Below are 19,412 nucleotides of genomic sequence, written 5' to 3' on the forward strand. Positions count from 1 at the left end.
CGCCGGTGCCCGCGGCCGTACCACGGCTCCCGGCCGCCGGCGCCGATGCCCGTCCCGCGGGTCCCCCGGACGGCCGTACGAGGGACCCCTGGACGGTCGTACGGGGAACCCCCGGGCGGTCGTACGGGGACCCCTTAGGGGATGTCACAGGTCGGCCGCAATGCCGCCTCCGGAGGGCCGGGCCCCGCACGTCACTCTCCGGGACCAGGTACGTTCGACGACGTGGCTGGATTCAGGATCGGACGAGGCGGCCGGGACGGCCGCGCCCCGCAAGCGCGACCCCATGACCCTCCCCGCGGGCGGCAGACGCCCCCGGGGCCGTCACCGCACGGCTACTCGCCGGCGCAGCAGCCGTACCCGCCGCAGCAGCGGCCGCAGTACGGCGGCGGAGGCGGCGGCCAGCAGTGGCCCCCGTCGGACGGTGGTGGCCAGGGCGGCGGCGAGCCGGAGTACTTCGGCGGCGGCGACCACTACGGCACGCCCCCGCACGACCCGTACGCCGCGAACAACCCGGGTCACACCCAGGCGTTCTCGATCGACGACCACCAGCAGTACCACCAGGGCGAGACGTACCACGCGGGCGCCGCGGCCCCGGCCGGGCCGACCGGCCCGCGCCTGCCCTGGAAGCAGCTCCTGCGGGGCGTCGTCCTCTCCCCCGACCAGACCTTCCTGCGGATGCGGGACTACACGCTGTGGGGCCCCGCCCTCGTCGTCACCTTCCTCTACGGCCTGCTCGCGGTGTTCGGCTTCGACGACACCCGTGAGGACACGATCAACGCGACGCTGTCCAACGCGATCCCGATCGTCCTGACGACGGCCGTGGCGATGGTGGTCAGTTCCTTCGTCCTGGGCGTCGTCACCCACACCCTGGCCCGCCAGCTCGGCGGCGACGGCGCCTGGCAGCCCACGGTCGGCCTCTCCATGCTGATCATGTGCCTCACGGACGCCCCGCGCCTGGTCTTCGCCATGTTCCTGGGCGGCGACGCCTCGTTCGTGCAACTGCTGGGCTGGGCCACCTGGGTCGCCGCCGGCGCCCTCCTCACCCTCATGGTGAGCCGCTCCCACGACCTGCCCTGGCCGAAGGCCCTGGGCGCGTCGGCGATCCAGCTGGCCGCCATCCTGTCGATCGTGAAGCTCGGCACCTTCTGACGCCCGGCACCGACACGGAGAAGGCCCCCGGAGACCGGGGGCCTTTCTGGTTGCCGGGCCTTCCCGGCTGCCGGGCCTTCCCGGCTGCCGGGCCTTCCCGGCTGCCGGGCCTTCCCGGCTGCCGGGGCCTTCCCGGCTGCCGGGGTCTTCCCGGTTCCGGAGGCCCGGAGGGGTCGACGCCGACCGGGACGCACGCCGACCGGGGACGGCGTGCGTCGGACTGCGTGCGTCGGACTGCGTGCGTCAGACGGCCAGTTCGGGTCGCGGTTCGGGTTCCGGCGCCGGCACGGCCTTCGGCTCCCACCGTGCGGTCGTCCGTACGTAGCCGTAGACCACCGAGCCCATGGCCAGCAGCAGGAGCGGTCCGAACACCCACGGGTACGCGGCCATCTCCGACGGCAGGTAGCGGTACGACACCAGGAGCGCGGTGAAGACCGCCGCGCCGTAAGCGGCCAGCCGGAGGCCCGACCGGTCCCAGCCGTGGTCGAACGAGCGCAGGGCCGCCTCGATGGTCAGCGTGAACACCACTCCGGCGATGAGGTCGGCGCCGTAGTGGTAGCCGAAGCCCAGCGTCGCGCAGAGGGTGGCGACCAGCCAGAAGGTGCCCGCGTACCGCAGGAGGCGCGGGCCCTTGCGGGAATGGAGGAAGATCGCGGTGGCCCACGCCGTGTGCAGGCTGGGCATGCAGTTGCGCGGGGTGATCTCGTCGAAGGACATGTGGACCGGGGTCTGGAGCGGCGGCGGTGTCCGCGGCCACAGGTCGGCCACGGCCCAGGGCTCGCTGGGCGGCATGTCCGGCGCCCACAGGCTGACCCCCGCCCAGTGCTCGGCGCCCGTGCCGTAGGCGAAGATCGGCCCGACCACCGGGTAGATCATGTAGAAGGCCGGGCCGACGAGGCCGATCACCAGGAAGGTGCGCACCAGGTGGTGGCGCGGGAAGCGGCGCTCGACGGCCACGTTGCGCAGTTGGTACAGCGCGGCGACGACCGCGGCGACCGCGAGCTGGCCGTAGACGAAGTCGAGGAAATTGAAGCCGACCGGGCCGCTGGCCGTGACGACCCGGCCGACCAGCCACGAAGGGTTGCCCAGCGCGTGGTCGGCGGTCGCCACGTACTGGTCGAGCACGAGGGGGCGGGTCTCCGAGGTGATGAGCAGCCAGGTGTCACCGGTCTTGCGGCCGGCCATCAGCAGGAGGGCCAGCGCGACCCCCTTCAGCAGCAGGAGGCGTTCCGGGCCGGTGCGGCGCGTGACGGCGACGACGGCGCAGCCGAGGATCACCCACAGGGCGCCGTTGCCGAAGGGGTGGCCTTCGGTCACCTCGATGCCGAACACCCACCGGACCGACAGGAAGGCGAGGTCGACACCGATCGCGGCACCGACGGCGATCAGCCGCTGCCTCCAGGTGAGCACCACCATCATCAACGCCATGGAGGCGTACAGCAGGCCCCCCGACTTGGGCGGGAAGATCACTTCCCGTGCCTGCGTGGTCATCGGCCCCGGCAGGCCGAGACGACGCGCCACCAGTTCCAGCGTGACGAGGAACCCGAGGGCCACGGCCGTTCCCGCGGCCCACAGGATCACCCGGGGCCGACGCCCTCCGGAGAACTCTGTCCTGTCCTTTATTCGCGAAAACACCCGCGATGCTATAGGTATCAATTGTTTGACCGATTTAGTAGTTTTTGACTGGCCAAGGTGATCAACACGCCGACGGCACGGCTTTCCGGTGAAGGAGGGCGACGGGGACGTTCATCGCGAGTTCGAACATGTTAGCGGCGCGGTACGAACGGGTTACGCGGAAGGGCCGACTCGCGGGCGAATCGGACCGGAGCCGGAACCGAAGTCCGAGCGGGGACCAGAACCGGAACAAGAACGAGAACCAGAACCGAAGCCGGAACGGGAAGCGGAACCGGAAAAGGCGAACGGCCGGGACCACCGTGGTGGTCCCGGCCGTCAGCGCTCCCGCCTCAGGTCAGAGCGCTTCCCTGGACGGCGTGACCGGCTCCCCCGACCTGCGGACGACGGGCAGGACGCTCCACGGGAAGTTGATCCAGTCATCGGTGCGCTTCCAGACGTACTCGCACTTCACGAGGGAGTGGGACTTCTCGTAGATCACGGCGCTGCGGACCTCGGCGACGGCGTCGAGGCAGAAGTCCCGCACCAGCTTGAGGGTCCTGCCGGTGTCGGCGACGTCGTCGGCGATCAGGACCTTCTTGTCGGAGAAGTCGATCACGTCGGGCACGGGCGCGAGCATGACGGGCATGTCGAGGGTGGTGCCCACGCCGGTGTAGAACTCGACGTTCACCAGGTGGATGTTCTTGCAGTCGAGGGCGTACGCGAGTCCGCCGGCGACGAACACCCCGCCACGGGCGATGCTGAGCACGATGTCGGGCTCGTAGCCGTCGTCGACGATGGTCTGGGCGAGTTCGCGGACGGCGACGCCGAACCGCTCGTAGTCGAGGTTCTCCCGCGCGTCGCTCATACGCCGCTCACACCCGGGTCCGGTGGAAGTTGAGGAAGGAGCGGGACGCGGTCGGTCCGCGCTGCCCCTGGTACCGGGACCCGTACCGCTCACTGCCGTAGGGGTGCTCGGCGGGCGAGCTGAGCCGGAACATGCACAGCTGCCCGATCTTCATGCCCGGCCACAGCTTGATGGGCAGGGTGGCGAGGTTGGACAGCTCGAGGGTGACGTGCCCGGAGAAGCCGGGGTCGATGAAACCGGCGGTCGAGTGCGTGACGAGCCCGAGCCGGCCGAGCGAGCTCTTGCCCTCGAGCCGGGAGGCGAGGTCGTCGGGGAGCGTGATGACCTCGTAGGTGGAGGCCAGGACGAACTCCCCGGGATGCAGGATGAACGGCTCGTCACCCTCCGGCTCCACCAGCCGCGTGAGGTCCGCCTGCTCGACCGAGGGGTCGATGTGCGGGTACCGGTGGTTCTCGAACACCCGGAAGTAGCGGTCGAGGCGCACGTCGATGCTGGACGGCTGCACCATGGATTCGTCGTAGGGATCGATCCGTACCCGTCCGGCGTCGATCTCGGCCCGGATGTCCTTGTCTGAGAGAAGCACGCCCCGAGGATACGCAAGGCGCGCGGACCGGCCGTCATCAGGACGATTCCGCGCGCCAGGCCGCTGCCGCCGCCGGAGCCGCTCGCCGCTCCCGCAGCCGGCCGCTCCGCTACCGCTTCTCGAAGGTCACCGGCACCACACTGCGGAGCCGGGCACACCGAGGACACCGGACGAGCCGCCCGGGACCGAGCCGCTCGGCCTGCTGCATCGGGAACGAAGCGGTGCTGAACACGTGCCCATCGGCACAACGGACGACGGTGTGATCCATCAAGTCGTCGAGTCCCTTCCCCAAGAGCCGCGTCCGGCTGCTGCTCGCCGGACGACGAAAGCCACATTACGGGAGGAACGAAACGACCCTCCAGGCGGCACTCCGTCCACCCAGGGACCCTCTCCTGCCCTCTTACCGTACGCCCCAACTCCCGCCCCGGTAACCCGGATCCCGCCCCTCGAAACACACTCGGCCCCCAGGGCTTCAGCACCGGGGGCCAGGGATGAGGTAGAGTAACGGCGCGATCAGACACCGGCCGGACCGGCGTCTTACGCGGGTGTAGTTTAATGGTAGAACATCAGCTTCCCAAGCTGAGAGCGCGAGTTCGATTCTCGTCACCCGCTCTTCTTCAAGCCCCAGGTCAGCGACCCGGGGCTTGTTTCATGGGGGTCTCGTTGCTGCGGTTTGCGAGTGCTCCCGCACTCCGAGACTGGGCACGCAGAGGGCGCGCACGCCTTGCGAGGGTGTCCCCATCACGTCGCAGCATGGCGCTGACCTTTACTTTCATACAGATGAGCCGGAGGCGAGCCCTCAGCCCGCTGTTCCCGGGCGATGGCGGACGCCCGTCCTGCACCTGCTTCGTCGTGGGCGGCACACAAGCCCCTTGCGGGAGCGGGTACTTGACCGCCGCGGGTCCTGCGTCAGAGGGGAAGGTCGTCAGGGAGCACCCAGAACGCCTTATAGCGGCCCAGCGGGTGTACGGCCGGAAGTCTCGTCGGTCGAGGGTCAGGATCGCGTCCGTGTCGTAGTCGGCGGCAAGGGCCACGTCCACCGCGTCGGCGAGGTCGAGGTCCAGCGCCTCGACAATGTCGTACTCAGCCGTGGGTGTCCGCGTTGAAGTGGGGCGTGGCACGCCTTACGGCGAAGTCCACGCCCGGATCGCCGGGCTCGCCCGGGTCGACCAGCAACACGCCGATCCGGCGGTCCGGATCGGTGGCCTTGGGACGGGCCACCGCAAGATCGAACGTCTCACAGGACGGGAACCCGACATCCCGGAGGGCTACACCGAGGTCACCTGGTTCCAGGAAGAAGTATTCCGGGGTATGCGGCGCCGGTGTCCGGAGGGCTGGGGCGAGGACTACCAGAAGCAGGCCGAGTACGAGATGGGCGTCATCATTCAGGCGGGGGTTCCCCGGCTACTTCCTCGTGGTCGCCGACTTCATCATGTGAGCCAAAGAGCAGGGCTTCGCCGTCGGTGGATGCTTCCTCCGGACGGGGACCACCTCGTCACCACCACGTGGCATGCCCTGTCGGCCCACCTGGTTCGCGACAGCGTGCGGACCGACCAAGGAGTACGGCCGGGACGGAAGGTGATCCCTGGTCAGTGCCGCCGAGCGCCATCCCGTCCTGGCCCAGGATGAGGACCTGGGGGCTCTCCTGCGACCTGTCGTTCCTCGGCATCTCCATGCCGCCGTTCTCGCGCACGCATGCTTTCCCACACGGTGTGCCCCTGCACGGTGTGCCCCTGGACGAGGGTGATCCGCCCTCGTCCAGGGGCACGGTCCGGCAACGGAGGCTCAGTGCGCGGCGCGGCGGGCCAGCGCCCCGCGCGAGCGGGTCACCAGCGCGGCCAGCAGGGCGGCGCCGAGGGGCACGGCGACCAGGAGGGCGGCGAGTGTCTCCCAGGGGACGACGATCGGCACGTACGGCGGGGCGTCACCGACGCCGACCCACCCCTGGTCGAGAGCCTCCTGGTAGGAGCGCATCTGCTCGCGCTCCTCGGTGAGCCGCAGCCCGACCGCGGGCAGGACACCGGCCGCCGAGCCGAGGACCACACCCATCGCGGCGACCACACCGCACTGGAAGCCGCTGAGCATGCGGCGCACCCGGGGCGGGGCGCCGACCGCGGCGAGCGTCTTGAGATCGGCCTCCGCGTCGGCCTGGGCGAGACCGGTGGCTATGCCGGCCGCACCGATGGTGACCAGGCCGGCGAAGACGGTCAGCGCGAGCAGGACGAGCCCGTTCTCGTCGACCCAGCCCTGCTCCACGGTCAGCTCGACGTTGCTGCCGAGCTTGGCGATCTCGGCGTCGAGCCTCTGCCGCTGCTCGGAGCTGGGCATCCGGTCGGTGCTGAAGACGGCGCCGAGAGGGACGGTGGTCAGTCCGGCGGCCTTGGCGGCGGCGGGGCTGAGCACGCTCTCCACTCCGTAGGAGTCGGGCGAGCCGGGCACCTGGTAGGCGGGGAAGGACTTCAGCTCGCCCGGGACCGGCTTGTTCTGCTCGACGGCGCGGTCGGCGGCCTTCGGGTCGGTGATCAGCTTGATGCCGACGGTGCCGTTCCTGTCGACCTGGGGCCTGTGGAAGCTGAGGAGCTTTCCGTCGGCGAGGGCCTTGGCCGCATCCGGGTCGTCGATGCCGAGGACCTTCAGGAGCGGGGCGTCGGCGACGAGGAGACCCTCCTCGACGTAGAGGCCGTTGCCGTCGTGCGAGAGGCAGCGCCAGTCCTTGGCGAGGGCGCGCCGCTGCTCCTTCGTGTACTTCTCCACCACGTCGGAACCGTCGGGGGCGACGGCCCACAGCGGGCACTCGTTGGCCGGCGGGATGACGACGTCGAAGCGGCCACAGCCCTCGCCCTCGCCGTACGGGGCGCAGCCGGGCTTGCCGACGACGATCCGGAACACGTCGGCGCGGACGTCGACGGGCAGCGTCCGCTGCACGGCGTCGCGGACCGCGGGGACGTCCCGGCCTCCCTCCTCGGTGACGAGCGCGGCGCCGGCCCCGTACGGCAGGCTGGCCCGGTACTCGGCCAGACTCTGGGCGTCGCGGCTCGCGGCGTACGTCGAGACGGCGACGGTGCCCGCGACGGCGGCCAGGACGGCGGCGACAGCGGGTGCCGTACGGCCCCGGTTGCGGACGGCGTCCCGCAGGGCGAGGCGCGGCGAGAGCGGCAGCCAGCGGCTGGCCCGGCCGAACAGGCCGACCAGGGCAGGCGTCATGGCGACCACACCCAGCTCGGCGATGGCCGAGCCACCCGCGACCAGGACGAACTGGTCGGAGACGACCGAGCCGTACAGGGCGATGGCCGCGCCGAGCAGGACAGCGCCGAAGCCGATCAGCGGCAGCACGCGGTTGCTGCGGCGCACGCCGCGACGGCCGGTGAGGGAGGCCAGGACGGTCTGCCGGGAGGCGGTGACGGCCGGGATGACCGCGGAGAGCAGGCCGGTGAGGACGGCGAGCGCGGCGATGGCGAGCAGTTCCAGCGGCCTGACGGTGAAGCCGCCGAACCGCTGCCCCACGTAGTCCTCGAGGAGCGGCCGGAGGGCGAAGGTCAGGACCAGGGCGAGGACGATGCCGACCAGGGCCGCCGCGACGCCGATGACCAGGCCGCCGCTCAGCACGATGGCCCGGATATGGCTGCGGGCACCGCCGTTGGCGCCGACCAGGCCGAGCTGGCGGCGGGAACGACGGGCGCCGACGGCGAAGGCGGGACCGGCGAGCAGGCAGATCTCCAGCATCGCCAAGCCGACGACCGTGCCCACGGCGGCGAGCGCGGCGGCGTCGGCACCCCCGCTGTTCTTGGCCCAGTCTTTTCTCTGGTAGAGCGGCACCTCGGAGTCGGCGGGCGGGTCGAGGACCACGACGCGCGAGGTGACCAGGACACCCTTGACGTTGATCGCCTGGACCATGTTCCACGTGAAACCACCGGCCTTCTTCACCAGGTAGGTGGTGGAGACGTCTGGCTTCGGCAGTCCGGCCTTCTCGACCGCTTTGGCGTACGGCGCCAGGAAGGCCCCCGGCAGGGCGTTGACCTGCTGTGCCGTGAGGTCGCTGGGCAACTCGTACGAGCCGCTGATCACATAGGTGCGGTCGAAGCCGCGGGCGGTGAGGGTGGAGCCGACGGACAGCCCGCTGCTCTCCAGGAACCGGGTGGTCGCGGCGATCTCGTCGTTCTTCTCGGGGAAGCGGCCCTCCTGCAGCCGCATGATGCCCCGGGTGAGGGGATCGGCGGCGGCCAGCTCACGGACCTCGGTCTGGAGCAGACCGTGAGTGGTGGTCAGCTTGGCGGTGCCGCTGCTGTCGGTCAGCACCGTCGAACCGGCCGGGATGGACTTGGTGACATCGGTCGGGCCGTCGGGCCAGGACGTGCCCGGCGAGTAGTAGTCCCCGGCCGGCGTGTTCTGCTCGCCCTCGGGATCCTGCAGGATGGCCACGCCGCCCGTCCGGGCGTCGGAGAAGCGAGCGTCGGCGGCACCCAGGGTGCGCTCCACCCGCTGCGCGGGGGTGAGTTCGGCGCTGCGCAGGGTCAGGTCCAGGGCGCTCACGCCCAGGATCGGCAGCGCGATCATGGCGAGGACGAGGAAGCTGCGGCCCTTGGAGCGCCAGGCGTCACGGCGGGCGATGCGGACCGCGGCCCGCCAGGAGTGGAACCAGGTCGTCACCGCTGGGCCGCCCGGCCGGTCAGGAGCGAGTCGGCGTCGCTGCGTAGGGTCTGGTCGACGACGGCGCCGTCCCGCAGGAAGACGACCCGGTCGGCCCAGGCGGCGAACCGCGGCTCGTGGGTGACCATGATGCCGGCGGCTCCGGCGTCGCAGCGGGAGCGCAGCAAGGCCAGCACGGACTCGCCGGTCTCGGAGTCGAGGGCGCCGGTGGGCTCGTCGGCGAGGACGAGCCGGCGGTCGCCGACGAGGGCGCGGGCGATGGCCACGCGCTGCTGCTGGCCGCCGGACATCTCGTCGGGGAACCGGTCGGCGAGTTGGCCGAGGTCCATCTCGGCGAGGGCGGCGAGGGCCTCGGTGCGGGCCTTGCGGGCCGATATGCCGTCCAGTTCGCGGGGCAGGGCCACGTTCTCGGCGGCGGTGAGGGCCGGGATGAGGTTGTAGTCCTGAAAGACGTAGCCGATGCTGCGGCGGCGCAGGGCGGCGAGCCCCTTGATGCCGAGGGCGGTGATGTCGGTGCCCTCGACGAAGACCTGCCCGGAGGTGGGGTTGTCGAGGCCGCCGGCGATGGTGAGCAGGGTGGACTTGCCGGAGCCCGACGGGCCCATGACGGCGACGAGTTCACCGGGGTGGACGTCGAGGTCGATGCCGCGCAGGGCGTGCACCTCGGTGGCGCCGGAGCCGTGGACGCGGGTCAGGTTCCGCAGACTCAGCACGGGCTGCTGCTGTTGTGTGGACATGGTTTCCCCTCGGGCGTACGCCGGCGAGCGGCCGGACGTCGGTGCGACGGACGGTCGTTGGCAGCGCCGTGCGTACGGTATGGGTCTGGTCGGGTGGTTCGGAGTCTTCAGGTGCTACGAATGGGTCGGGTGGAGCCGGTGGACTCGGTCGGCCCTGTGGGGCCGGTCGTTCGGGCGCTCAGGGCCGGTCGTTCGGGCGCTCAGGGCCGGTCGTGAAGGTCGGACGTCACGGGCGGTGGCGTGCGGCCTCCTCTGCCCCGGCCGTCGCCCCCGTCCCCGCCGCTCCCGCTACCGCCCCCGGCGAGACCGGCTCCGGCCCCGCCGCCTGGGCGGTCGACGAGAGACGGATCAGCCGGGACTCGCAGTGGTCGAGCCAGCGCGCCTCGGCCTCGGTCTGGAAGATCAGCTGCTCCAGGACGAGGAGCCAGGCGATGTCGTCCCGCTCCCCGTCCCCGTTCTTCTCCACGGCGGTGAGGGCCTGCGCCTTCAGCCGGGTGTAGTCCTGCATGGCCTTCACGGTGTGCCGGCGCTGGGACTGGATGACGTCACGGATGTCGACACCGGGCGCCCCGACGGCCATGGCCAGCTTGATGGCCAGCTCGTCACGGGCCGGGCTGGTGCGGTCGACGGGGTGCTCGAACCAGCTGCGAAGTTCGACGCGACCGCTGTCGGTGATCGCGTAGAGCGGGTGGCCGGCCTCGTCCTCACCGTCCTGCACGACCATGCCGTCGCGTTCGAGCCGGCTGAGCGTCGTGTAGACCTGACCCACGTTGAGCGGCCAGGTGGAGCCGGTGCGGAACTCGAACTCGGTACGGAGCTGTGAGCCGTAGCGCGGGCCGCGTTCGAGGAGAGGGAGAAGCCCGTGGCGGATGGACATACCGAGTATGCAATACCGAGTAAGTCCGCGTGGACAATCGTCCTGAGGCGGACGCCGGGGGTCCGACTCAAGGGGGACCCGGGCCGTCGCGAGCCGCTCAGGGGCGGCGCATCCGCGCCCCGAGGAAGCCGATGCCGAGGCCCACCAGAGCCAGCCCCACACCCAGTGTGAACACGGGAATCCGCCGGTCGGAGAGGCCGAAGGGGGCCTCGGTGCCGGTCCTATGAGCGGCCGCCGGCTGCTCCGCGGGCAAGCTCTCGGCGGCCGGGGCATCCGTCTTGAGTACCGCATCGACCCCCTCGTCCGGCTCCTCGGCGGGCTCCTCCTCTTGTTGCCGTTGCAGGTTGACATCTGAGCAGGTCTTCAACTCGTCACAGCGGGTGCCGGAAGCATCGTCCGGATCGAACGCGTCGTCACGGACAACGGTGCCTGCTACCGCGCCGGCACATTCGCCCGGGCCATGCTCGGTGCGCGGCCGGCGCTGGCAGGTCTCTCCTTGGCCATCGACGAAGCCCGACCGTTGGTTGGGTCCCGGGTCGTACCCCCGGGCCGCCCCCAGACAGAGCCGGGGATGCAGCTGCTCCACGGAGCTGGACACCTCGGAAGCCGGCCGCGCGACTGAGACCCTAGCCACGCCCACTGACAACGTGCCCTCTGACGACTTGCACCTTGAACACCGGCTGCACTACAAGCGCACCGGATCGAGCGGGGAACAGCGGGGAGCCACGGTGAAGGCGGCCCCTCCCCGCGAGACCCCACCGTGACCGTTCGCGCAGGTCAGTGCCCGAACAAACCACAAATGCCCGCAGCTTCCCAGGCTGAGAGCGCGAGTTCGCCCCTCGGCCTCTCGTCGTATCAGAGCGGGAGATCGTCGGGGAGTACCCGGAACGCCTTGTGGTGGCCCAAGGGGCGTACGGCCCGGAAGTCGCGTCGGTCGAGGGTGAGGATCGCGTCCGTGTCGTAGTCGGCGGCGAGCGCCACGTTGACCGCGTCGGCGAGGTCGAGGTCGAGCGCACGGTAGCGGACACGGACGGACTGGGCGGCGCCCAGGTGGTCCTCCGTGATCTCCGGCATGACGACACGTCCCCGGCTCATCCAGCGCCGGAGGTCGTCGACCGCGCTGAGGGCGGCCGCCCTGCCCAGCTCGCGCGTGGCGACGTGATCCAGCTCGGCCAGCAGCAGCGGGGACATGACCAGGAGGCCGGCCGCCATGATCGCCTCGTTCGCCGCCCGGTGCTCCGGGTGAGCCGAGTCCAGGGCCGCCAGGAGGCCGGACGTGTCGGCGATGACAATGATCACGCGGCGGTTCCGGAATCCGAGCCGGTCTCACGGCGGACAGCGTCGGCGACCGCTTCACGGACCTCCGGCCTGGAGGGCGTGCGTCCCGCCCCCTCGAAGGTGCGCGAGAACAGCGGCTCGTCCCAGACCCTGTTCGCCATGGCAGCGAGGTGGATGCCCTGGCGGATGATCTCGGCCTCGCTTATGCCCCGGCGCTTCGCGGCCTCCTTGATGATCGCCAGGTCTTCGGGGTCGGCGTAGACGTTCGTGCGCTTCATGGACATGTACCAAGGGTAGTCCATGTACCAACTTGACACCCGCAGGTGCCGTGAAAAATGACCGGCTCCTCAGCGTGCGGAATCCGGTCCTTCGGTGCCGGCGGCGCGTGGGACGGGCCGGTTTGGACGTCACACAGTTCCGTGAGGACGGCTTCGCGGCAGGACGCCCGACGCACCCGGTCGGTCTCGGGCACGACCCGCAGGTCGGCGGTGCGCTCGGTCAGGTGCCCGCAGTGCTCCTCCAGCCGGGAAATCCCGGCCCGGGCTTCCGCTTCCGCGCTGCAAGGACGGAGGCCCGCGAACCACGGCTGCGGCACGATCTTCGCGGGTCGCGCCACAAGCGCACCGGATCGGGCGGGGACGCTCGGGGATGCACGGGAGCACCGGCACCGCCGGCGACGCGGAGTCCAGCCGTTTGTCCGGTTCGGCGTTCCAGTGGACCTCGAATGGCCGCAGCCTCCCAGGCTGAGGGGCCGACCGCTCAACCAGGTAGCGGGAGTTCGTGCGGGCAGGTACGGGCGGTCTGTCGCGCATGCCGTACGAGGGCCCAGCGGCCCACAGGACGCCTCCCGGGATACCCTCGCAGCCTTGCCGCAGGTCGGACGCATGGAGCCGGGGGATTTGTGAGTACGGCAGAGCGAGGCTCCGTGCAGCGCAGAGTGACGGGCATGGCGCTCGCCGCCGTGCTGCTCGCGGGGGGAGCGGTTGCCTGCGGAGGGGACTCCAGGAGTGGCTCCGTGAAGGAGGAGCCGTCCGAGGTGACGCCCGTGGCAGCCGTGGCGAGGGCGGCGAAGAACTCCGAGGGCATCACGTCCCTCCGCTACCGGGTGACCGGCACCGTGCCGGAGAAGGGCCGTCTGAGGGCCGAAGCCTCCATGAGCACGGATCCGCTGACCATGAGCATGAAGATGACCGCACCCGGCAGGGACCGGGACGGCCGACTGGAGATCCGGTTCGTCGACGAGGTCATGTACGTCGGCGGGAGCGCGGTCGATTCCGGGAAGCTGCAGGGCAAGAGCTGGTTCAGAGCCGAGCCGGCCGTATGGGGACGCGGCGCGGCGGACAACAGGTCCTCCGGCGTGCTGCCTCGTCAGATCGAGGGAAACCCGATCGTGCAGTCCACGCTCCTGACGGGTTCCACGGACCTGCGGATGATCGAGACCGAGACGATCGACGGGACCAGGACCACGCATTACAGAGGAACGGTCACCGGCGACGGCCTGCGCGCCGCCCGTGAGGCCGCTGCGGACGAGACGTCCCGGGAGCGCCGGATCGAGGGTCTCGATCAGTTCATGGGGCTGGGAGTCTCCGACACGCTCACCATGGACCTGTGGATCGACGGTGACGACCGGGCCAAGCAGTTCCGCATGCGGGCCGCTCCCGGCGACACCATGGGTGGCGTCGGCGGCGGGCCGCTCGATCTGACCGTCACCTTCCTCGACATCGATCAGCCGGTGGCCGTCAAGACCCCTCCGGCCGAGGACACCGCGGCTCTTGCGGACGACACGCTGAAGAGCTGAGCGTCACCCTGCCCGGAACGGCAGCGCGGATTCCCGGCCCCGCACGGCGGGCGGCACCGACCGCGAGGAGCCCGGGGCCCCGCAGCCGGCGACTCGGGGCCGCTCGCGCCCGGGACGCTCACAGCATGAAGAAGGGCGTGTGCTCAGTGAGCAGCAGCCTCCGCAGCAGCGCGCGCAGGCGTGACGGCAGGGTGGTGCGTCGTGAAGACATCGCCGCGGACATGACTCCTCCATGGGTAAGGTACGGCTATCGACGTACCTGAAAGGAAGGTACGTCGATAGCCGTACCTTGTCGAGAGGGTGAGTGATGACGTCGAGCGAGCTCCCGCATCCGGCCGTGGAAGACCTGAGGATCGGGCCGATCCTCACGGCGCTGGCCGACGACAACCGGCGCCGGGTCGTCGTGGAACTCGCCGAGCGGCCGGACGAGGAGCGCCTGTGCGCCTCCTTCGACCTGCCGGTCGGCAAGTCGAGCCGCACCCATCACTGGCGGGTCCTTCGCGAGGCCGGCCTGGTCCACCAGCGTGACGCCGGGAACGGGCTCTACCTGCGGCTCCGCAAGGAGGACCTGGACCGGCGGTTCCCGGGGCTGCTCGAGGCCGTGGTCGCGGCGGGATGAGACGCCCCGGCGGGCTCGCGGGCGGTTCTCCGTCCCGCACGGGTCCCGGCCACGGGCGCCGGCCACGGGCGCCGGCAGGCCGCGTCCGTCCCGCCGGCCGGTCGTCACGCTGCGGCCACGGCCGCGTCGGCCGCGGCGGACCCCCACGGCGGGCGGCGCTCCCCGGGGGGCGTCGGACAGCGGCGTACGGGTCCGCCCGAACCTTGCGGCCGGCGGGAGCGGCCGGAAGGGCTCCGCCCGGCCGGCGGCGGGGGAACGCGAGCCCGTCCACGCGCCGCGCACGTCCTGGCCCCGTGGATCCGCTGCGCTACGCTCCCGCGCCATGAAGCTGAAGAGAGCGGTCACGCCGGTCCTCGTCGGCGCGGGCGGCATGACCGTCGTCGCGGCGACGGGCGTGTGGGCGTTGTCGGGCGGGCTCTACGGCTGCACCGACGCCGACCGGGAACTCGCCCCCGCCCTGGCCTCCTTGTCCATCCTCGACGCGCACCCCAACCGGACGCGGCCCGAGGACGGGCGGTACTCGGGCTGCGACGAGGACGACGGGTTCGCCTACGCCGGGCAGTCCTACCGGTTCACGACGTCCCGGGCCGACGTGCTCGCCTTCTACCGTCGGGCCGCCGCGGAGGACGGCTGGCGACTCGAGAGCGCCAACCCCTCGCCGGCCCCGGCGCCCGGCAGCCTCGCGGTCGACGTCTCGGCGCTCTGCTTCGACAAACCCGTCGCGGGCACCACCGCCCACCTCGCCGTGTGGTTCCCCGGTGATCTCGGGGACGGCGCCGGCGACTACGGCCTGGAGGTCACGGCCGGCCATGACGGATCCGCCTGGTGCTGACCCGCCGTCGCCGCGAGCCCGGCCCGCTCCGCTCACGCACCGGCGCACGGCGGTTCCGACGGGGTGCCGGGCGGGAGCTCCTCGCGTTCCCCGGCGGTGAAGGCGCGGCCCACGCGTGCGCAGAGGTGACGGAACCAGGTGTCGGGATCCAGGGCGAACGCCGTGCGGCGGCCCTTGTCCTCCACGACCAGCCGGGAGCCCCGCAGGACCGCCGTGGAGTACGGGCTGCTCGGGATCGTGCCGACGCGGACCCCGTCGAGGTCCCACAGCCCGTATCCGGTGCCGCCCTCGGTGGTGATCACCATTCCGCCGTTCGTGACGGCCAGGACGTCGTCACCCCCGGGGGCGGGAACGGGTGTGCCGACGGGGGTGCTCTTCCCCACGTCCCAGCGGTGCACCCTGCCGTCGCTGTGGGCCACGGCCAGGTACCGGCCGTCCGGGGAGAAGACCAGGTTGTCCGCGTCGTCCCCGTCGAAGGCCGAGCCGACCTCGTCGCCCTTCAGCGTCGACGTCCGGGTACGGGCGCGCAGGTCCCAGATCCGGACGGTGCCCTCGTCCGCGTCGTCGGGCGTCACCACGACGACCTGGTCCGGGTGGCCCGGACGGCTCACGACCCGGCTCCTGACCGGGGGGAAGACCGTGCCGCGCGGTGAGGGGTCCACCGTCAGCGGTTCTCCCGTCCGCACACCGCGCTCCGGGTCCACCCGGAGCAGGCCGCCGCTCCTCGTCAGGGCGACGACGTCGCCGTCGGGCAGGGGCTCGGCCGTGCCGGTGAGTTCCCGTTCCCCCGCGGTCGTCAGGCCCTCGCCCGGCGACACGTCGGTGGGGTCGGACAGCGCGTCGGCGTCGTACACGTACAGGTGTGAACCGCCCTCCTGCACGAGCACGAGGTACTCGCCGTCCTGCGTCCACACGAGGCTCGACACGTCCGGGTCGAGCCCGGCCGGCAGGCCGGCGGCCGTGGTCCCGCCGCGCACGAGGTCCACCACCCGCACCTCGTGCTGCGCCAACCGCGCGCTCCTGCCGCCGTCCGGCGACAGCAGCGACACCTCGTCGTTCTCCGAGGAGTCGGGCCGGGGCACGGCGGGTGCGTCGGCCACGACCAGGGTGTCCCCGACCGGGGACAGCACGGTCCGTCCGTCCCCCTCGCCCCGGGCGACGACGGTGAGCGTCGGGCCCTGGTATCCGGGCTCGTCGTCCATGGGCAGCCGGGTGGCGTACGTCTCGTGCGTGTCCCGCCTGCCGAGGGTGACGTCGGCGTAGCCGAAGTCGGCGTTCTCGGTCGTGTCGAACGCGTAGGCGCCCGTGGCGTCGGAGCCGGGCCAGTCGCCGAAGGCGCCGTCGGCCGGGAGGCTCCGCAGCACGCGTCCCGTGCCCAGGTCGCGCAGCACGGTGCCGTCGGGGGTTCCGGCGTCGTCGGAGTCGGTCGTCGTGACCTGGACGGTGCCGGCGTCCCGGCCGAAACGCACGGTCTGGTCCCCCGCGGTCGACACCACGGTGTCCGCCACCGGCAGCGGCTTCCGGTCCTCCAGGTCCCACACCCCGAGGAAGGCCCGCGGCTCCACCGCCGGCTCGCCGGGGGTGTGGATGTCGAGCCACCGCAGCAGCCGGCTCCCGTCCGCGCTGAAGGCCAGCCCGACGCTGACGCGGTCGCGCCCGCCCGTGAGCCGTCCGCCGAGCCGTGTCGGCCGGCCGCCCCGCCCCTCCAGTCGCCACAGCCACACCGTGCCGTCGGGCATGGCCGCGGCGTAGTGCCGTCCGTCGGGACTGATCGCGCCGCGCTGCTGCGTCGCGGGCACCCCGTCGAGCGTGTGGTGGCGCGGTGCGCCCTCCAGCACGCCGGTCACGACCGACACCTCGTACGGGTCCTTGCCGTCGGGCTTGGAGCGCACCGCGAGGGTGCGGCCGTCCGGGGTGGCGGCCAGGTCCTGGACCCGGCCCCGCCACAGGCCGCTGTGCAGGCCGCGGACGTACCGGGCGCGGGCGTACTGCGCGAGCAGGGCCTCCCGCGCCTGCGGCGTGGTGCGGTCGGCGTGCCAGGCGGCGAGCGCCCACTGCACCGCCGTGGCCGGCTGCCGGGCCTGCCGGCTGCCCGACTCCTCCGCGAGCGCGCGGGACGCCAGGGTCCGCAGCTGGGTCCTGAGCTTCCCGCCGGTGTCCCAGGCGACCGCTCCCAGTGCCGCGGCCACCAGCAGCAGCACCGTCAGCAGCGCGCCGCCCGCCAGCAGCCTGCGGACCGTCCGCCGCGCGTAGCGGCGGCCCGCCTCGATGTAGGCGCGCTCGTCCGCCGTCACGTCCTCGGGCAGCCGCTGGAGCCACTCCTCCCCCTCGGCGAGGGTCCTGCCGCGCTGCAGGGCTCCCGTCTCCCGGCCCTTCTCCTCCCAGCGCGCCATGTCCGTGCGCAGTTGCTCCTGCCACTGGCGGAAGTCCCTGCTGTCGTCCAGCCAGGTGCGCAGCCGCGGCCACAACCGGGTGAGGGCCTCGTGCGCGAGGTCGACGATCTCCGTGCCCTCGGCCGTCTCGCCGAGGACGACCAGCTTTCCCCGCGCGAGGCGGCGGGCGAGCGCCGCGGCGGCCGGGTCGAGCCGGGCGGCGGGTACGGCGCGGCGGATGTACCCGCCCCGGTCGTCGGGACGGGCCAGCTGGACGAACAGCCTGCGGGCCGGGCCCTCGTCGGCGACGGGCACGTGCGTCCGGTAGGCGTCGTCCGCGTAGCCCACCAGTGTTCCGGCGACGCCGCCGAGGTCGTCGTAGGCCGCGTGGGTGAGCATGGAGCGCTCGCGCCGCTCCCACAGCCTGGTGAGGGTGAACTCCACCAGCGGCATCCGGCCGGGCTCGTCCGCGGCGTCCTCGACGACGCGCTCGGCGAGCCCCGGCTCCAGCCACAGCCCCGGCACGGCGTCGACGGGACCCGTCACCGCGCGGTGCAGGTTCTCCGCGTCGAGCGGGGCGAGGAAGAGGACGGCGTCGCTCAGGGAGCGGGACGTCCGGGAGGTCAGCAGGACGTCGAGGGACTCCTGGCGCGCGGTGGCCACGACGCGCACGCCGCGCCCCGGGCCCGGGCCCGGGCCCTCGGTCAGCGCGAGGAGGAGGTGGAGCAGGGTGCGCGCGGCCGCCGGTTCGGCGCCGGCGTACTCCTCCAGCTGGTCGACGACGATCAGGTGACCGGCCCGGCCGGCCCGCTCCTCGAGCGAGGCGCGCAGGGCGGCGACGGCGGGCGGGGTCCGCCCGCCGTCCGCCCCGGCCGGCTCCCCGGGCCCGGGGCGGTCGCCGGACCCGCCGCCCAGCATGCGCGCCAGTCTTCCCGCCTCGCCGATGCGGTCGACCTCCCCGCCCCCCGGTTCCAGGACGGGTGCGAGCGCGTGCGCCAGCAGCGTCTCGGGCGGTGTGCCGGGCACCGGGCGCAGCACGGTCACCCCCGTGCCGTCCGCGCGCACCCGCGGCAGCAGGCCGGCGCGGATCAACGAGGACTTGCCGCATCCCGAAGGGCCGACGACCACGGTGAGGGGGCGTGCGGTGACCGACGCGAGGAGCCGCCCGGTGTCGTCCTCGCGTCCGTGGAAGAACGCGCCGTCCTCCTCCTCGAACACGTCGAGGCCGCGGAACGGGCACGTCGGGCGCAGCACCTCCTCGTCCACGAGCGCGGCGGACGGGACGAGGAACGCGGTGCCCGCCAGGTCGCCGCGACCGGCCGCCACGGCCATCCCGACGACCCCGCCCTGCACGTCGTCCCACACCGCCGCGCCGCTGTAGCCGTTGGTCACCCGTGGCGCGCCGGGGCCGGTGTCCATCTGCACCCAGCCCGCGCCCTGGACGCCCCGCAGCGTGCCGGCCGCCCACAGCCCGTGGTCGCCGCCGCCCGGGAACCCGTACGCGCGGAAGGAGTGCCCCCACACGGACGTCCCGTCCACCAGGGGCACCGGGCGGACGGCGGGGACGGGCGCGTCGAGACGCAACAGGGCCACGTCACCCCCGTCGTCCCGCCGCAGCGGCTGCCAGGAGACGACCCGGACGCGGCGGGCGGGGACGTTCCCCTCCGTGTCACGCGCGAGCGGGAACTCCACCCGCAGGGTGCCGGGGGGCGCGGTCACGGTGTCCCGCGGCAGCCCCAGCGCGTCCGCGACGACATGGGCGCAGGTGCAGACGACGTCGGCCGCGACGAGGAAACCCGCCCCCGCGATCCCGTCGGTGCCCTGCACGCGGGCGAGGCCCGACTCCAGCGCCGCTTTTTTCCCCCGTAACGCCGTCATGCACCGGATTATCGGGGTTCCGGGCGTCCCCCTTCCAGGCTTATTCCGGGCGTACGGCGAAGCCGGCCCCGCTCGCCGCCTCCGGCACCTTCTATGCCCCTGCGGCCGGTGGCCGGCCCCGCCCCTCGGTGTTCCCCCACCGTTCCCGTACCCGCTCGGCGAC

The 19,412-nt window shown here is 72.4% G+C and carries 15 protein-coding genes, 1 tRNA gene and 3 pseudogenes; 6 read left to right on the forward strand and 13 right to left on the reverse strand.

From position 1 onward, the window contains the following. Positions 1 to 141: 141 nt before the first annotated feature. A complete protein-coding gene (locus ACF09K_RS09255; protein WP_392241892.1) occupies positions 142 to 1,149 on the forward strand; it encodes a Yip1 family protein in 1,008 nt (335 codons plus the stop codon). Positions 1,150 to 1,392: 243 nt separating this feature from the next. On the opposite strand, the gene ACF09K_RS09260 is transcribed toward ACF09K_RS09255, so the two are convergent. The 3 genes from ACF09K_RS09260 to dcd form a co-directional block, all read right to left on the reverse strand. Continuing rightward, entirely contained in the window at positions 1,393 to 2,703 is a 1,311-nt protein-coding gene (locus ACF09K_RS09260; protein WP_392241894.1) for a DUF5933 domain-containing protein, read from the reverse strand. 415 nt (positions 2,704 to 3,118) lie between these two features. Then, a complete protein-coding gene (locus tag ACF09K_RS09265; RefSeq protein ID WP_392241896.1) occupies positions 3,119 to 3,628 on the reverse strand; it encodes a phosphoribosyltransferase in 510 nt (169 codons plus the stop codon). Between the two features lie 7 nt (positions 3,629 to 3,635). Continuing rightward, on the reverse strand, positions 3,636 to 4,211 hold the full coding sequence (gene dcd, locus ACF09K_RS09270; RefSeq protein WP_392241898.1) for a dCTP deaminase: 576 nt from the start codon (positions 4,209 to 4,211) through the stop codon (positions 3,636 to 3,638). A gap of 541 nt (positions 4,212 to 4,752) precedes the next feature. Between dcd and ACF09K_RS09275 the strand changes: the two genes are divergently transcribed. Beyond that, a tRNA-Gly gene (locus tag ACF09K_RS09275) sits at positions 4,753 to 4,823 on the forward strand. A 297-nt stretch (positions 4,824 to 5,120) separates the two neighbouring features. Here the strand turns inward: ACF09K_RS09275 and ACF09K_RS09280 are convergent. Both ACF09K_RS09280 and ACF09K_RS09285 read right to left on the reverse strand, forming a co-directional pair. Further along, a pseudogene (locus ACF09K_RS09280) lies at positions 5,121 to 5,278 on the reverse strand (VapC toxin family PIN domain ribonuclease); the annotation flags it as partial. A gap of 16 nt (positions 5,279 to 5,294) precedes the next feature. Then, positions 5,295 to 5,432: a hypothetical protein gene (locus ACF09K_RS09285; protein ID WP_392242467.1), complete on the reverse strand. Its 138-nt coding sequence runs from the start codon at positions 5,430 to 5,432 to the stop codon at positions 5,295 to 5,297. A gap of 33 nt (positions 5,433 to 5,465) precedes the next feature. Here ACF09K_RS09285 and ACF09K_RS09290 point away from each other — a divergent pair. Then, positions 5,466 to 5,646: pseudogene (locus ACF09K_RS09290) on the forward strand (hypothetical protein); the annotation flags it as partial. Positions 5,647 to 5,802: 156 nt separating this feature from the next. Here the strand turns inward: ACF09K_RS09290 and ACF09K_RS09295 are convergent. From ACF09K_RS09295 to ACF09K_RS09325, 7 genes and pseudogenes are all read right to left on the reverse strand, one after another. Beyond that, positions 5,803 to 5,886: pseudogene (locus ACF09K_RS09295) on the reverse strand (DUF2587 domain-containing protein); the annotation flags it as partial. Between the two features lie 110 nt (positions 5,887 to 5,996). Next, complete coding sequence (locus tag ACF09K_RS09300; protein WP_392241899.1) at positions 5,997 to 8,858, reverse strand: ABC transporter permease; 2,862 nt, start codon at positions 8,856 to 8,858, stop codon at positions 5,997 to 5,999. Further along, positions 8,855 to 9,595: an ABC transporter ATP-binding protein gene (locus ACF09K_RS09305; protein ID WP_030856708.1), complete on the reverse strand. Its 741-nt coding sequence runs from the start codon at positions 9,593 to 9,595 to the stop codon at positions 8,855 to 8,857. The genes ACF09K_RS09300 and ACF09K_RS09305 overlap by 4 nt, the downstream gene beginning before the upstream one ends. A gap of 226 nt (positions 9,596 to 9,821) precedes the next feature. Beyond that, the gene (locus ACF09K_RS09310) at positions 9,822 to 10,472 is read right to left on the reverse strand and encodes a PadR family transcriptional regulator (protein ID WP_392241901.1); all 651 of its coding nucleotides are present in this window, start codon (positions 10,470 to 10,472) and stop codon (positions 9,822 to 9,824) included. 97 nt (positions 10,473 to 10,569) lie between these two features. Then, entirely contained in the window at positions 10,570 to 11,058 is a 489-nt protein-coding gene (locus ACF09K_RS09315) for a hypothetical protein (RefSeq protein ID WP_392241903.1), read from the reverse strand. A 269-nt stretch (positions 11,059 to 11,327) separates the two neighbouring features. Next, entirely contained in the window at positions 11,328 to 11,771 is a 444-nt protein-coding gene (locus ACF09K_RS09320; RefSeq protein WP_392241905.1) for a PIN domain-containing protein, read from the reverse strand. After that, positions 11,768 to 12,034, reverse strand: a complete 267-nt coding sequence (locus ACF09K_RS09325) for a CopG family transcriptional regulator (protein WP_392241907.1) — start codon at positions 12,032 to 12,034, stop codon at positions 11,768 to 11,770. Before ACF09K_RS09325 ends, ACF09K_RS09320 begins: the two co-directional genes overlap by 4 nt. Before the next feature lie 662 nt (positions 12,035 to 12,696). Between ACF09K_RS09325 and ACF09K_RS09330 the strand changes: the two genes are divergently transcribed. The 3 genes from ACF09K_RS09330 to ACF09K_RS09340 all read left to right on the forward strand — a co-directional run bounded on the left by ACF09K_RS09330 (position 12,697) and on the right by ACF09K_RS09340 (position 14,999). Continuing rightward, complete coding sequence (locus ACF09K_RS09330; RefSeq protein WP_392241908.1) at positions 12,697 to 13,548, forward strand: hypothetical protein; 852 nt, start codon at positions 12,697 to 12,699, stop codon at positions 13,546 to 13,548. 307 nt (positions 13,549 to 13,855) lie between these two features. After that, positions 13,856 to 14,167, forward strand: coding sequence for an ArsR/SmtB family transcription factor (locus tag ACF09K_RS09335; protein ID WP_392241910.1), 312 nt, complete (start codon positions 13,856 to 13,858; stop codon positions 14,165 to 14,167). Between the two features lie 322 nt (positions 14,168 to 14,489). Further along, entirely contained in the window at positions 14,490 to 14,999 is a 510-nt protein-coding gene (locus tag ACF09K_RS09340; RefSeq protein ID WP_392241912.1) for a hypothetical protein, read from the forward strand. A gap of 32 nt (positions 15,000 to 15,031) precedes the next feature. Here the strand turns inward: ACF09K_RS09340 and ACF09K_RS09345 are convergent, their stop codons facing one another. After that, positions 15,032 to 19,249, reverse strand: coding sequence for a trypsin-like peptidase domain-containing protein (locus tag ACF09K_RS09345; protein ID WP_392241914.1), 4,218 nt, complete (start codon positions 19,247 to 19,249; stop codon positions 15,032 to 15,034). Positions 19,250 to 19,412: the final 163 nt, after the last annotated feature.

The organism is Streptomyces sp. NPDC014882, assembly GCF_043081325.1.
Lineage (GTDB): Bacteria > Actinomycetota > Actinomycetes > Streptomycetales > Streptomycetaceae > Streptomyces.

What these genes read in the sequence shown, in the direction of transcription:
- ACF09K_RS09345 (WP_392241914.1), bottom strand. Translation starts at nt 19,249, where the DNA reads ATGACGGCGTTACGGGGGAAAAAAGCGGCGCTGGAGTCGGGCCTCGCC.
- ACF09K_RS09325 (WP_392241907.1), bottom strand. Translation starts at nt 12,034, where the DNA reads ATGTCCATGAAGCGCACGAACGTCTACGCCGACCCCGAAGACCTGGCG.
- ACF09K_RS09310 (WP_392241901.1), bottom strand. Translation starts at nt 10,472, where the DNA reads ATGTCCATCCGCCACGGGCTTCTCCCTCTCCTCGAACGCGGCCCGCGC.
- ACF09K_RS09330 (WP_392241908.1), top strand. Translation starts at nt 12,697, where the DNA reads ATGGCGCTCGCCGCCGTGCTGCTCGCGGGGGGAGCGGTTGCCTGCGGA.
- ACF09K_RS09340 (WP_392241912.1), top strand. Translation starts at nt 14,490, where the DNA reads ATGAAGCTGAAGAGAGCGGTCACGCCGGTCCTCGTCGGCGCGGGCGGC.
- ACF09K_RS09265 (WP_392241896.1), bottom strand. Translation starts at nt 3,628, where the DNA reads ATGAGCGACGCGCGGGAGAACCTCGACTACGAGCGGTTCGGCGTCGCC.
- ACF09K_RS09335 (WP_392241910.1), top strand. Translation starts at nt 13,856, where the DNA reads ATGACGTCGAGCGAGCTCCCGCATCCGGCCGTGGAAGACCTGAGGATC.
- ACF09K_RS09255 (WP_392241892.1), top strand. Translation starts at nt 142, where the DNA reads ATGTCACAGGTCGGCCGCAATGCCGCCTCCGGAGGGCCGGGCCCCGCA.
- ACF09K_RS09305 (WP_030856708.1), bottom strand. Translation starts at nt 9,595, where the DNA reads ATGTCCACACAACAGCAGCAGCCCGTGCTGAGTCTGCGGAACCTGACC.